Annotated in this window: 19 protein-coding genes, 1 tRNA gene and 1 pseudogene; 15 read left to right on the plus strand and 6 right to left on the minus strand. The window is 37.4% G+C overall.

Annotated elements, in window-relative coordinates; genetic code table 11:
- Positions 1-193 precede the first annotated feature (193 nt).
- Positions 194-406, plus strand: a complete 213-nt coding sequence (locus BKK54_RS10485; protein ID WP_077543021.1) for a hypothetical protein — start codon at positions 194-196, stop codon at positions 404-406.
- Here BKK54_RS10485 and BKK54_RS10490 read toward each other — a convergent pair.
- The 6 genes from BKK54_RS10490 to BKK54_RS10520 form a co-directional block, all read right to left on the minus strand.
- Entirely contained in the window at positions 375-635 is a 261-nt protein-coding gene (locus tag BKK54_RS10490; RefSeq protein WP_143541455.1) for a thymidylate synthase, read from the minus strand. The genes BKK54_RS10485 and BKK54_RS10490 overlap by 32 nt on opposite strands.
- Positions 636-658: 23 nt before the next feature.
- Positions 659-952 carry a hypothetical protein gene (locus BKK54_RS10495; protein ID WP_077543022.1) on the minus strand — a complete coding sequence of 98 codons (294 nt, stop codon included), beginning with the start codon at positions 950-952 and terminating at the stop codon, positions 659-661.
- Positions 953-1,287: 335 nt separating this feature from the next.
- Positions 1,288-1,500: a hypothetical protein gene (locus BKK54_RS10500; RefSeq protein ID WP_077543023.1), complete on the minus strand. Its 213-nt coding sequence runs from the start codon at positions 1,498-1,500 to the stop codon at positions 1,288-1,290.
- Positions 1,501-1,979: 479 nt separating this feature from the next.
- Positions 1,980-3,041, minus strand: a complete 1,062-nt coding sequence (locus BKK54_RS10510; RefSeq protein ID WP_077543025.1) for a DNA cytosine methyltransferase — start codon at positions 3,039-3,041, stop codon at positions 1,980-1,982.
- A gap of 9 nt (positions 3,042-3,050) precedes the next feature.
- Entirely contained in the window at positions 3,051-4,805 is a 1,755-nt protein-coding gene (locus BKK54_RS10515) for an ATP-dependent nuclease (protein ID WP_077543026.1), read from the minus strand.
- A gap of 172 nt (positions 4,806-4,977) precedes the next feature.
- Complete coding sequence (locus tag BKK54_RS10520) at positions 4,978-5,661, minus strand: S24 family peptidase (RefSeq protein ID WP_077543027.1); 684 nt, start codon at positions 5,659-5,661, stop codon at positions 4,978-4,980.
- A 130-nt stretch (positions 5,662-5,791) separates the two neighbouring features.
- Here BKK54_RS10520 and BKK54_RS10525 point away from each other — a divergent pair, with 130 nt between their 5' ends.
- The 14 genes and pseudogenes from BKK54_RS10525 to lysC all read left to right on the plus strand — a co-directional run.
- Positions 5,792-5,992 carry a transcriptional regulator gene (locus tag BKK54_RS10525; RefSeq protein ID WP_077543028.1) on the plus strand — a complete coding sequence of 67 codons (201 nt, stop codon included), beginning with the start codon at positions 5,792-5,794 and terminating at the stop codon, positions 5,990-5,992.
- Positions 5,993-6,012: 20 nt separating this feature from the next.
- Positions 6,013-6,279, plus strand: a complete 267-nt coding sequence (locus BKK54_RS10530; RefSeq protein ID WP_077543029.1) for a CII family transcriptional regulator — start codon at positions 6,013-6,015, stop codon at positions 6,277-6,279.
- 48 nt (positions 6,280-6,327) lie between these two features.
- Positions 6,328-7,080 carry a phage antirepressor KilAC domain-containing protein gene (locus BKK54_RS10535; protein ID WP_077543030.1) on the plus strand — a complete coding sequence of 251 codons (753 nt, stop codon included), beginning with the start codon at positions 6,328-6,330 and terminating at the stop codon, positions 7,078-7,080.
- Positions 7,077-7,439, plus strand: coding sequence for a hypothetical protein (locus BKK54_RS10540; RefSeq protein WP_077543031.1), 363 nt, complete (start codon positions 7,077-7,079; stop codon positions 7,437-7,439). The genes BKK54_RS10535 and BKK54_RS10540 overlap by 4 nt, the downstream gene beginning before the upstream one ends.
- 152 nt (positions 7,440-7,591) lie before the next feature.
- Positions 7,592-7,924, plus strand: a complete 333-nt coding sequence (locus BKK54_RS10545; RefSeq protein ID WP_158074630.1) for a hypothetical protein — start codon at positions 7,592-7,594, stop codon at positions 7,922-7,924.
- Positions 7,921-8,556 carry a replication protein P gene (locus BKK54_RS10550; protein WP_077543033.1) on the plus strand — a complete coding sequence of 212 codons (636 nt, stop codon included), beginning with the start codon at positions 7,921-7,923 and terminating at the stop codon, positions 8,554-8,556. The genes BKK54_RS10545 and BKK54_RS10550 overlap by 4 nt, the downstream gene beginning before the upstream one ends.
- A pseudogene (locus BKK54_RS10555) lies at positions 8,553-9,073 on the plus strand (phage N-6-adenine-methyltransferase). The gene BKK54_RS10550 and the pseudogene BKK54_RS10555 overlap by 4 nt, the downstream one beginning before the upstream one ends.
- Positions 9,066-9,491 carry a recombination protein NinB gene (locus BKK54_RS10560; RefSeq protein WP_077543034.1) on the plus strand — a complete coding sequence of 142 codons (426 nt, stop codon included), beginning with the start codon at positions 9,066-9,068 and terminating at the stop codon, positions 9,489-9,491. The pseudogene BKK54_RS10555 and the gene BKK54_RS10560 overlap by 8 nt, the downstream one beginning before the upstream one ends.
- The gene (locus tag BKK54_RS10565; protein WP_077543035.1) at positions 9,488-10,033 is read left to right on the plus strand and encodes a recombination protein NinG; all 546 of its coding nucleotides are present in this window, start codon (positions 9,488-9,490) and stop codon (positions 10,031-10,033) included. The genes BKK54_RS10560 and BKK54_RS10565 overlap by 4 nt, the downstream gene beginning before the upstream one ends.
- Positions 10,034-10,087: 54 nt before the next feature.
- Positions 10,088-10,163 (plus strand) — tRNA-Arg (locus BKK54_RS10570).
- 68 nt (positions 10,164-10,231) lie between these two features.
- On the plus strand, positions 10,232-10,594 hold the full coding sequence (locus tag BKK54_RS10575; RefSeq protein ID WP_244153140.1) for a phage holin, lambda family: 363 nt from the start codon (positions 10,232-10,234) through the stop codon (positions 10,592-10,594).
- Complete coding sequence (locus tag BKK54_RS10580) at positions 10,578-11,021, plus strand: lysozyme (protein ID WP_244153141.1); 444 nt, start codon at positions 10,578-10,580, stop codon at positions 11,019-11,021. Before BKK54_RS10575 ends, BKK54_RS10580 begins: the two co-directional genes overlap by 17 nt.
- Positions 11,014-11,340, plus strand: a complete 327-nt coding sequence (locus tag BKK54_RS10585; protein ID WP_143541456.1) for a DUF2570 family protein — start codon at positions 11,014-11,016, stop codon at positions 11,338-11,340. Before BKK54_RS10580 ends, BKK54_RS10585 begins: the two co-directional genes overlap by 8 nt.
- The coding region (gene lysC / locus BKK54_RS12285) for an Rz1-like lysis system protein LysC (protein ID WP_432213701.1) at positions 11,300-11,507 on the plus strand (208 nt) is incomplete at its 3' end. The genes BKK54_RS10585 and lysC, both read left to right, overlap by 41 nt.

Genomic DNA, 11,507 nt, shown 5'->3' on the forward strand with positions numbered 1-11,507 from the left:
TTCATTAGCCTGACTAAGCTAACTAAGCGATATGATTGCTAGGCGGGCATATCGCACCCGATAAGCGCTTGGGGATTTACTTCGTCCAAGCCCGAAGTTCTCTTGAGAGTGCCAACAATCAAGGAGAATTTGACCTTATTTTGTGTTGTTGATATATTGAACAAGCCAACAATCAAAAGATAAGGAGACTACTATGTTAAAATCATCAGCCGATAAAATTGCTCTTGTTATGGTAAGAGACCTTCTAAGAAACACTTCAACTCCCAACCTACATGTAGGCAGGCATACTGCTCTTGGTGTGGCAGAATTTGTTAAAACCTTATCTACCGAACTTCAAAAAGAAGTTGATGATTTAGTTGATCACGGCATTATTATCAATGCTTATAAGAATCAATCAGATAAATAGCCTTACAAGCTGATTCTGCTAATTCTACTGGAGTATATCCCACAGTATTTTTAGCAACACTTTCCAAAACAACCTGTTTGATTCGTTCTTTATCGAAATCAGACAGGCTGTCTTTTATTTCAACTAATTTGAGGTTCTTAGGGTATCCATTTTGCTCATTTAGGAGGAGCTCTTTAGCCATTTCTAAATGTGGGGTGGATTGTTTCATTTTTCGGTTATGTTTTTTCATTTTTGATTTCCTCTCTTTCTTAATTAAACCCTCACTAACTCCCGACAACCTATTTGTCGGCGTTCTTTGGCTCGGACTTGACCTGATTTGATTTTGCCCTTTGTGCAGTGATAATTTGCGACATCAATCAGCTTTTTGTCTCTACCGGCAAGGTTGATTGCACTATCAACTTTGCTTGGTTTTACGACCGCTTTCTCCCAAAGTTCGGCCATTTTTCGGGACTTTTCACGAATTCTTGCGATCCGTCCTATCTTTTTCTTACCGAAAGGGCGAACTGTAGTGATTTCTTCGCCTTTTAAGTTTTTTATTGTTGCCATTTCTGACCCCTTTTCTCTCTTTTCCATTGTTTACCGCACTTAATGTGATAATCCGCTTAATCCGTCAAATTACATTACGTTGTAATGGTCAAATTAGTTTTGGCGTAATTAAAAGAAAATGCAGTAAACAATGAAAAACATTGTGCTTGTTACCTCAGCCACCCACGCCTAGCTTGCGTACTTTAATTAGGGGTAATTCGCCCTAATTAAAATTAAGAGTGTTATTCAATCTGTTAAAGAGCATTCCACCGTCTCTGCTACTCGTTTTATGCTCGGGTGGTAAAGGTAGAACCTTTATTCAAGCCCTCCGTAAAGGGCTTGGTAAAAATTCTTAGTTAAATAACTGATTCTTGTTTTAGCGTATCAATTAACCCTAGAGCAAACTCTGCCATTTTTTGTGTGAAAGCTGTTTTGAAGGTCTCGCTGTTTTTCATTAATCGACTGAACTGTTCATTACTTGCGCCGGTTTTTGCTTTGAATTGTTTTAAAGTTTCCGCAAAAGCTAACTCTTGGATTGATTGGTTATCTAGTAATGCTTGTGTGTTCATCTTGTTTTTCCTTAGTGGTGGGTGTTTTGTTTTGATGGGCTTAGTTTAGTCTTAACTAAAGTTAAAGTAAAGTATTTAATAAAAACTAAACTAAATTTGGTTTTTGTTTAGTATTATATTGATTTTTAAACAAATAAATTTTTGAATAGGCAGTTTAATTGCTTGTTTTTTAATCAACAAATAGGCAAAAAGAGAAAAGTGCGGTCGGTTTTGGGGGATTTTCGTTGCGGTATGAAAATGGCGGGGAAGGATTAAGAAAGATTTTAAAAATTTAAGCAAGGCTAAAAACTTCCGTGAAAAAGCCGGTATCAGTAGGCTTTGATAGAGGTTAAGCAAGAGTTGGGGGAGAATAAGCAAGGTAAAAATATAAAAAGAGGGAATGGATGTTAACGAAATAGATTTCGTCGAGATAAAAGAAAACCGCCACGATTTTATGTGGGGGAGTGATGTAAAGATTACTTGATAAGGTTTAAGAAACTCTAAGATATTAATGACATAACATATTTTCCCATAGCCTCAGCCATCAATGGTGGAACTGCATTACCTATTTGTCTAGCTTTGGAGTTAAAGTTTCCGGAAAATTTATAGTCCATAGGGAATGTTTGTAATAGTGCAGCTTCTCTTAGTGAAATAGCTCTATTTTGAGTTGGATGTCCAAATCGACCATTAGAATAACTGGTACATCTAGTTGTAAGTACGCTGGATGGTTTATCCCAAGCAAGTCTCCCATATACATCTTTATGACCTAAGTGATTTTGATGGCATTTTAACTGTAAATAATCCGGCCAATTAAGTCTATTTCCCCCTTCTGGAGTATGTTGAATTCTAAGCAAACTAAGCTCATTAAGTGAAGCTGATTTGTGATCTGGAATTGATGGGTGTTCTTGTCCATGAGATATTTCAGGCAATCCATAAATCCAATCTCTGACAGTTGAATATGGCTTTACTACCCCATCGTTATCTATTGCCGGCAAAGATATTTTTGTATGTTTAGAGGCTAGTAAAATAAGGCGTTTTCTATCTTGAGGAACCCCAAACCATAATGCTGAGACTATTCCATAACTATATTGATAACCTAATTCATCAAGTAGCTCTAAAAAACTAAAAAACGGAGTATCATACCCCTTTTTAATTTGCTGCATTCCTGGCACATTTTCAACAAAAATAAAATCTGGTATATATGCTTTAACGAAACGACCAAATTCAGCAAGTAAATATCTTCTAGAATCTGAATTTGTTTTCTTGTTATTTTGTCTTGAGAAAGGCTGACATGGTGCACAGCCAGAAAAAAGCGTATAACAACCGCTCTCTTTTTCTTTGAGAATTTTATCAAAAATATCTTTTATAGTATCAGTCTGTAATGCGCTGATATCTTCATTAATGAAGTATGCATCAGGAAAATTCAATTTGAAAGTATTTGCTGCTTCTTTGTCAAAATCTAAGCCAAAGACGACATCCAGCCCAGCTTGCTTGAAACCCTGACTGGTTCCACCACAACCTGAGAAAAAATCAAACACTTTAATATTTTTCTTCAAATTCATATTATTACATTAAATCTTATTCTTGATGGATTCTAGCATATTCCTTATCTCTTGCAAGTGTCTATCATCCTTACTAATCATTCTTAAATATCTCAATTGAGTTATTAAAATTGCGTTACTATCGGATTCTCCCGTTTCTTTTTTAGTTATTTCACAAAATTTACTTTTTGCTTGTTCACTCGTTAATGTAGTAGTTTCAATATTACTTATATTATCTTGAATAAGAATAAATATCTCAGGGGTTTCAAATGGTAAAAATGAAACAGATTTTTCGACATTATCTAAAAATTTACGTTGTAGTTCTCTTTTTTGGATTTCATTAGATTCTCTATTCGATCCATCAGAAAAAAACTTAATAGGAAAATTAAATAAATCTTCTATTGTTTTATCTAAATCTTTATCTAATACATTCTGAGAAAGAGGAAATTTATCTCCATTATTCTTATATAATTCAGATTTTTGATCTCCATCTAATAATACTATTTGTTTATGCCCAGCTTCTATGTAGTGGTTTAACCTTTGTATAATAGCTTCTGCTCCACCAGGAAAAAATTCAATGCTAAAAGTATCTTTTAATCCAGTATCTTCAATCGCATATTCAATAATCTTTTTAGCTAATCTATCTTCTACGTAAACAGGTATCTTTGAATAATCATAACCTAATTTAGTAAAAACATTGTATTTGTTTACACTATTATTAATATTTACTTTCTTAGTTATGGAATCTTCGTAGAATAATTTGATAGCCTCATCTGGCAATTCTTTTATTATTTCTGTTGAATGAGTCGATATAACGATTTGATGTTTTTTTTCCTTTGATTGGTTCTTTAGAAATTCTATCAATTTTTTCTGAGCATTAGGATGCAGTGATACTTCAGGTTCATCTAATAAAATGAGAGATCTTTCGGGTGCATTCATCACTTTATGAACTAAAGAAACAACAGCAAATTCACCACTCCCAGCATAGGCTTCGGAGTAATATAAGCTTTCAGTTTGTAGAAAAGCAGTTCCCCCACTAGTTTGAAAGAAAGAGTGTTCGATATATTTGATTGATGAATATTTCTTATTTAATATTTTTGATATTAGATCTACTTCTGATTTTGATAAAATGACGTTTTTATCTATTTTTTGCTGATTGTATAAATAGAATGTATCCTTATTTTTGTCTATTGAATATTTTAAATTTTTACTTTTTGCACGAATAAAATCCTGTTTTGTTTTATAATTTTGTGATGGTTTTAAGGAATGATATAAGCATTTATCAAAAGCACTTAACTCAGAGCGGAAATTTATATAAACTACGTCCTTTTTTATTTTCTTCCATCGTGTTTTAGTCTGATTAGGTGATTGTACGTTTTTAAAAGGAGACATACCATAATTAGATTTTGGTCTATCTGTTTCCCAGTAATCTACATTTCTATTTTGTTTTTGATTGTTATGTAGAAAGACTTCAGCATTACATTTACTATAATTATCTTTATAGATATACCAATAAGATTGATACTGTACTCCTTCAGTTTTATCTATTGGTGTGGTAAACCAAAATTCGGAAGGAACTTTACCATCAACAGAACCATATAACGCGACTAAAGCGGACGTTTTATTCGTTCCATTTTGTCCAACTAATGCAGTAATTGGATAATCAAAATGCAATTCTTGCATTGGTTCAATATTTTTAAAATTTGAAAATACTATTTTTCTAATAAACGGTTCCATAAGGACAGAGTTATTAAAAATCTTTCTTAAAGGATCTTGATTTGACATATTCTATTACCAAGTAAGTTATTTTAATTCTTTAAAGAAAGAGTCTTCCTTTAATTCCACATTTTCAAGAAAGCTATATTGTTGACATCACTAAAAGCATTCAATTGAATATCTATCATCCAACAAAGCCCAACTCCCACCTATCACACCGCTCTATTCGTTCTTTTGATGCCTATAAGTCTTTAGGATTTATCGGTAACACTCTAATAAATTTACCTATAATGCGTGATGAGTCTAATTTTTCAGATGTAATATCAAATGCGGTATAGTTTTTATTATCGGAAAGTGCTTTGTAAATCCCACCTGGGATTTTTTGTAGCCTTTTGATATAAACTTCCCCGTCAATCGAAAAAATGTAGATCCCTTCGTTATCATAGTAATCAATTGTTGTATCTACGAAAACAACATCGCCTTTATTGATTGTTGGATACATACTATCCGTAGGAACGGTTATCATCTCAATGCCATTAGCCGACTTTCTTCCCACGACCTCCAATAACCCATCAAGAGAAAAATAGATAGACTGGATTACATCAGGGTAGCCGGGATTTATGTAGCCTACTTCTCCAGCTCTAGCTTTTACATCTAGTAAGTGGATCGGGTAATGGTGTTGCTCTGTTTCTTTGCCGGAAATAGATGAAATTATGACGCTCTCAATGTTTTCATCATAATCAAGATAGAAATTAGGCATTCCATAATCACGCTCTAAACGTCTAGCCGCTCGTTCACCAAAAGATGATTTGCCATTCTTCAACTGAGAGATATAGCTTTTCTCTTTTTCTGGGATATCCCTTGTTTCAAACCATTCTGTAAGTTTCTTTCTACGAATATCAGGGAGTGTCGTTTCTTTGATCATGTGATACCTCTATAAATTCTTATTCATATCTTATTTAGTTTTTTCTAAACAAGCAAAAGCTAAACGTTTCTTGACTTTGCTTTTAGTTATAACTAAACTAAAGATTAGTTTTTAATTAACTGGAGTGGCAATGGATTTAAAATCATATCTATCTAATCGCCCTCGAGGTTTCAAATCAGACTTTGCTAAAAAATTAGGAATCTCAAATTCTTATCTCAGACAGGTTGAAACAGGTTATTCGCCTATGCCTGTGTATTTAGCAAAGAAAATTGAAGAAGTAACTCGTGGCGAAATCACAAAATCGGAGCTTCGCCCTGATTTATGGGGTTAATGTACCCAAAGGAGTGTGCAATGGCACGCAATAAATTCACGCCGTCTGAAATGCAAATTGCAGATGTGATTAGACGAAAAGCCGCAGAGCGAACAGATAAAGAGATCGCCGAGAAAATTGGTATCGATCCGAGTACGCTTTGTCGTTTTAAGGCAGAACATTTAGAAAAGTTTTGTGCTTTTTTAGATGAGCTAGGGTTCATTGTGCGTGAAAAACACAGTGAGGATAAAGAATGGAAAGCTTTAATCACTTTAGCAAAGAAAGCGATTGAAGATATGGATAAATAAAAAACCACGGTGGCAACCGTGGCAATTTTCTCTATGGAGATGTATTTAATGAGTAGATTATTACCAATAATGAACGAAAATGCAAGCACTTTGACAATGAGCAGTCGGGAGATTGCTGAGTTGTGTGAAAAAGAGCATCGTCATGTCTTACGAGATATTAGAGCTTATGTTGGCGCAGTACTGAAAATGGAAAGGGGGATTGATGTTAAATCTCTTGACTGGGAAGAAAAAGAGGGAGTAGAGCTTTTTGGGCATACCCCTGTAGGTGGAGTAATTTGTCGTTACGAAACCAATCCGCAGAACAATCAAAGTTACCCTGTTTATTATTTGGATAAAGCGGCAACGTTAACAGTTGTCTCTGGTTATAACATACTTCTCCGTAAACGTATCATCGATCGCTGGCTTGAACTCGAAAACCAACAAACACCGACCGCAAAAATTCCTCAATCATTTTCTGAAGCATTGCTCTTAGCGGCTGAATTACAAGCTGAAAAAGAACGTAATGCGCCTAAAGTGGCTTTTGTGGATCACTATGTTGAAGTCGGAACAAGTAAATCACTTCGTGAAACGGCTAAGATTTTGAATATGCCGGAAAAGGCGATGATCAACCGTTTACTGGAGGATAAATTGCTTTATCGTCAATCCGGTAATTTGTTGCCGTATCAATCCGCTCATTCAAAAGAACTTTTCACCGTGAAAACAGGCACAGTCGAACACGGTCACAATTTCACACAAACAAGAGTAACAAGCAAAGGCATTGAATTTATTGCGTCACGTTACGCTTCGGAGTTGATGTTATGAGATATTCAACTTATATCAACAATCAAAAATGCCTTGAATGGGGATTGAATGCTAATCAAGGTGCATTGTTCGATCTATTAAATCAAGCCTCTTCTTGGGCTTCTGAAGTCATTGTTGATGGTGTCGTGTATTACTGGGTATCCCGTCATAAAGTGATTGATGAATTGCCTTTGTTTTATAAAACCGCAGATACCGTTTATCGTCATTTTGTAGAGCTGAATGATAAAGGTTTAATTATTTACTTAAAACAAGGTAAACACGGTGATAAAGATCTCATTCGGCTAACTGACAAAGGTAAAACTTGGAATGAATTTAAATCAGATGTAAGTCGAGATAACTCGGAAATGAATCCGAGATAACTCGGAAACAGATCCGAGATAACTCGGAAATAAATCCGACAGATAAATATATAAATAATAAAAATACTAAAGATCATATTAAAAAAACTTCGCAAAAAAAGACCGCACTTTTGGATTTTGAACCGCACTTTGAAAAATTCTGGTCTGCTGGTATGCGCAAAGTGGGAAAACCACAAGCATTGAAAAAATTCCAATCGGCGTATGAATCTTACAACGCTGAATATCCGATTTCGCTTGAAGCATTCACCCAAATGTTGGTTGATGACGTGGAAAAGCGAATCAGGCTCAGGCAGTTTGGCTTTGACAACCTTCACCCCTCAACTTACCTAAACAACCGGCGTTGGCTTGATGATTATCCTCAAGAACCTGCGGGGCAACACGTGGGGAAAATGCCGAGTAGTGACCCTTTCGCCGATAACGGCACATGGGGCGTGGGAAGAAAATTAAACGTCGATCCAAGTTTAATTCCGGAGTATTTACGATGAACGCAATTACTCCAACTCAGAAAAGTGCGGTCGAAAAAGCCGATGTTTCCGGCAACGCCGTGAAATTAATCGACCGAATGTTTACCCGATTGAAATCGCTATTTCCTGCGTGGAAACAGGCATTTGACAGCATGGAAACTTACAACGAAACCAAGCAAATATGGCTTGAAGAATTACTCAAAGCGGATGTTGTAACGCCATTGGCATTGAAACGCGGATTAGACCGTGCGGCGGGTTCGGAAAGTCCGTTTTTCCCAAGTGTCGGACAATTTATTGCGTGGTGTAGTGAAGACTATCACGCTCTGGGTTTACCGAACGAAACGGAATTATATCAACGTTATAAATCATTCCTTGGCTATGCCCGATTTAATCAGAATGAATTTAGCTATCTCTCAAATGTTGAATATTGGCTACTGAAAAATCTGTACGAAAAGTGCCGGAGAAAATCGGAAGAAGACACCTTGAAAGCGATTCCTAAGTTGCTGGATGAGGCAGCGAAAAAAGTGCGGTCGAATTTTGAGTTTGAGGATATTCCAAAAATGATTCCGCAACAGATGAGTTTTTACGATAGAGCCCGAGCAGACCAAGCAAGAGACCGTTTAATGGCGCAAATGAAAGGAACAATGCAATGACCGAATTTAACAAAGACTACTATCGCACGCCGAAATATTTTTTAACTGGCTTAATTTACGGTTCAAGTTTGAGGTGGACGGTTGTGCAAGCCAAGAAAATTCGCTGGCTGAGGATTATTTTGGCCCGGGTGGGATTGATGAGGATTTTTTAAATTTCGATCTTGAAGCCTTCAAAGCCGTTTTTGAGGAGACCTCTATTTTCGTTAATCCCCCTTACAGCGACCCAATGCCTTTTGTAAAACGTGCAGCCGAATTAATGGCACAAGGTCATTTAGTGGTGATGTTGTTGCCGGCAGACAAAAGCACCAAGTGGTACAAAGTGATTCAAGAAAACGCCACGGAGGTGATAGACATCATCGGCGGTCGAATCAATTTCTTACATCCGGTTACGGGTGAGGAAGTCAAGGGCAACAACAAAGGCTCAATGGTGGCGGTGTTCGATCCGTTTATGCAGGGCTTTATCACTCGGCAGGTTGAATTGGAATTTGTGAAAAAGTGCGGTGGGTATTATGGGTAATAAACAACAATTCTTCCTCCGTTCTGCGCAAGTGCGGTCAAATTGTTTGGAGTTTATCAAGAATTTACCAACTACCGAGGAATCCCCGTTAGTTGTGAAAATTCAGCCGATGACACGCACCCTTGAGCAGAATGCCAAGCTGCACGCAATGTTAAGCGACATCGCCAAACAGTGCGAATTTCAAGGGAAAAAACGAGATATTGAGACGTGGAAGATGATTATGGTGTCGGCGCATAAAATCGCTACCGGTGAGAAAGCTGAAATGGCAATTGGGCTTGAGGGCGAGGTGATCAATCTGCGTGAATCCACTGCGCAAATGAGTGTGAAACGGCTCGCAAGTCTTATTGAATATATCACCGCTTGGGGCGTGCAAAACGGCGTGAAATTTAACGATAGATGGGGATTTTGGGGAAGATGAGAACTAAACCACTCAAACCAAAGAAATGCAAATCCTGTGGCAAAGCGTTTACCCCGTTTAATTCACTACAAAAGGCTTGTAGTCCGAAATGCGCTCTTGAACTTGCCCGAGATAACGCACAGAAAGCACGAGAAAAGGCTGAAAAACAAAAGCTAAAGGAGCGTAAAGCAAGATTGAAAAGCCGTTCAGAATGGCTGAAAGAGGCACAATCGGTATTTAATAAATTCATTCGTTTGCGTGATAAAGACGAACCCTGTATCAGTTGTGGTCGCTATCATCAAGGTCAATGGCACGCCGGGCATTATCGGAGTGTGGGGGCAGCACCTGAATTGCGGTTTTGTGAGTTGAATATCCATAAACAATGCCAACCGTGCAATAACCATAAAAGCGGAAATGTGATTGAGTATCGGATTAATTTGGTAAAAAAAATCGGTGTAGATAAAGTCGAGTGGCTAGAACGTCAAGACCATGACCCACTGAAAGTATATCATTTCAATTACAGTGCGGTTTTAGCACATTGCGAACGCACGAATGAATTTTAGTAGCCCTGATTGAAGACAGTCGGGGCTTTTTATTAGGTAGTAACCTATAAAATTACTCTGTTAGCTCAACAGGATAGAGCAATGACCTCCTAAGTCATCGATACTGGTTCGATTCCGGTACAGAGTGCCATAAATCTGATACAGCCCTAAGCAGAAATGCTTGGGGCTTTTTTATTGCCTCAATAAAGGAGGCGGAGTATGAAAATTATGCCAAATAATACGCCGGATGTATGGACGCAAATTTGGGCGCTGCTTACAACGCATTTTTCAAATCATAACCAGTTGATTTGCGGTGTCGTGATTGCATTTTTTACATCGTTAATCAAATCTTTTCTTTATGGGAAAAGGGATACCCCAAAGCGGGTTATTGCTGAAGCCTTATTGTGTAGTCTTATTGCAGGCTCAATTCAGCCGATTTTATTACATTTCCAACTAAACATTGATTGGATTACACCGATTGGTGCCGGTATAGGGTTAGCTGGAACAAGTGTTATCAGACGACTCATTTTAACTTTCTTTGATAAAAAACTAGGAGGGGTTACTAATGATGAAAACCAGTGAAAGAGGAATTAACCACATTATTCGTGACGAAGGCGAACGATTGACCGCTTATCAAGATATTGTCGGGATTTGGACAATTGGCGTGGGTCATACCGGTTTTGTTGACGGAAAACCTGTAACAAGAGGAATGACTATCACCGCTGAAAAATCCCGAGAGATTTTGAAAGCTGATTTAGCACGTTTTGAAAAAGCGGTGAATGCGAATGTAAAAGTTCTTTTAACGCAAAATCAATTTGATGCGTTAGTGAGTCTTGCTTTCAATATTGGGGAGGGGGCATTTAGCGGCTCTACCCTCGTTCGTAAATTAAACGCCGGAGATTATCTAGGTGCAAGCCAACAATTCTTGGTGTGGAAGAATGCGGGCGGCAAAGTATCACAAGGTTTGCTTAATCGCCGTAAACGTGAAAAGGCATTATTCGATGAATAAATATGTTTACGGTGTCATTGGTGCATTTATTTTAGGTTTGTGCTTTTGGTTATGGGTTCAGCACAACACCATCTCTAACTTAAGAGCCGACAATCAGGCACAAGCCCAAACTATCACAAAACAAAGTGCGGTCATTTCTCAGCTCAAGTTAGAGGCTGAAGAAAACCAACGTCTAACACTTGAGTTATCAAAGCAAGAAACTGAATCAAGGAATAAAGCCAATGAAGTTATTAAATCTATCTCTACGCAAGAGAAAAGCAGCGATGCCTATCATGGCAATGCTCCTCGCGCTGTTATCGACTTCTTGCGTCAAGAATGAGCCGGTAACAACAGCTTGTCCTATTTTACCTGCGGTGTTTATTTCTCACTTAGACAAAACCTCATTCAGTGGTAGCACCTATGGTGATGTAACACAGTATGCTGTCATTCTCAAACGTGAGCGTGATGTATGCTTAAATCGAATTGACAAGATTCGGGAATGGCGAG

The organism is Rodentibacter genomosp. 1 (genome assembly GCF_001999285.1).
Taxonomy (GTDB): Bacteria; Pseudomonadota; Gammaproteobacteria; order Enterobacterales; family Pasteurellaceae; genus Rodentibacter.

Excerpts from the sequence above, each read along its gene's own strand:
- BKK54_RS10485 (WP_077543021.1), top strand. The coding sequence starts at position 194 with ATGTTAAAATCATCAGCCGATAAAATTGCTCTTGTTATGGTAAGAGAC.
- BKK54_RS10490 (WP_143541455.1), bottom strand. The coding sequence starts at position 635 with ATGAAAAAACATAACCGAAAAATGAAACAATCCACCCCACATTTAGAA.
- BKK54_RS10495 (WP_077543022.1), bottom strand. The coding sequence starts at position 952 with ATGGCAACAATAAAAAACTTAAAAGGCGAAGAAATCACTACAGTTCGC.
- BKK54_RS10500 (WP_077543023.1), bottom strand. The coding sequence starts at position 1,500 with ATGAACACACAAGCATTACTAGATAACCAATCAATCCAAGAGTTAGCT.
- BKK54_RS10510 (WP_077543025.1), bottom strand. The coding sequence starts at position 3,041 with ATGAATTTGAAGAAAAATATTAAAGTGTTTGATTTTTTCTCAGGTTGT.
- BKK54_RS10515 (WP_077543026.1), bottom strand. The coding sequence starts at position 4,805 with ATGTCAAATCAAGATCCTTTAAGAAAGATTTTTAATAACTCTGTCCTT.
- BKK54_RS10520 (WP_077543027.1), bottom strand. The coding sequence starts at position 5,661 with ATGATCAAAGAAACGACACTCCCTGATATTCGTAGAAAGAAACTTACA.
- BKK54_RS10525 (WP_077543028.1), top strand. The coding sequence starts at position 5,792 with ATGGATTTAAAATCATATCTATCTAATCGCCCTCGAGGTTTCAAATCA.
- BKK54_RS10530 (WP_077543029.1), top strand. The coding sequence starts at position 6,013 with ATGGCACGCAATAAATTCACGCCGTCTGAAATGCAAATTGCAGATGTG.
- BKK54_RS10535 (WP_077543030.1), top strand. The coding sequence starts at position 6,328 with ATGAGTAGATTATTACCAATAATGAACGAAAATGCAAGCACTTTGACA.
- BKK54_RS10540 (WP_077543031.1), top strand. The coding sequence starts at position 7,077 with ATGAGATATTCAACTTATATCAACAATCAAAAATGCCTTGAATGGGGA.
- BKK54_RS10545 (WP_158074630.1), top strand. The coding sequence starts at position 7,592 with ATGCGCAAAGTGGGAAAACCACAAGCATTGAAAAAATTCCAATCGGCG.
- BKK54_RS10550 (WP_077543033.1), top strand. The coding sequence starts at position 7,921 with ATGAACGCAATTACTCCAACTCAGAAAAGTGCGGTCGAAAAAGCCGAT.
- BKK54_RS10560 (WP_077543034.1), top strand. The coding sequence starts at position 9,066 with ATGGGTAATAAACAACAATTCTTCCTCCGTTCTGCGCAAGTGCGGTCA.
- BKK54_RS10565 (WP_077543035.1), top strand. The coding sequence starts at position 9,488 with ATGAGAACTAAACCACTCAAACCAAAGAAATGCAAATCCTGTGGCAAA.
- BKK54_RS10575 (WP_244153140.1), top strand. The coding sequence starts at position 10,232 with ATGAAAATTATGCCAAATAATACGCCGGATGTATGGACGCAAATTTGG.
- BKK54_RS10580 (WP_244153141.1), top strand. The coding sequence starts at position 10,578 with ATGATGAAAACCAGTGAAAGAGGAATTAACCACATTATTCGTGACGAA.
- BKK54_RS10585 (WP_143541456.1), top strand. The coding sequence starts at position 11,014 with ATGAATAAATATGTTTACGGTGTCATTGGTGCATTTATTTTAGGTTTG.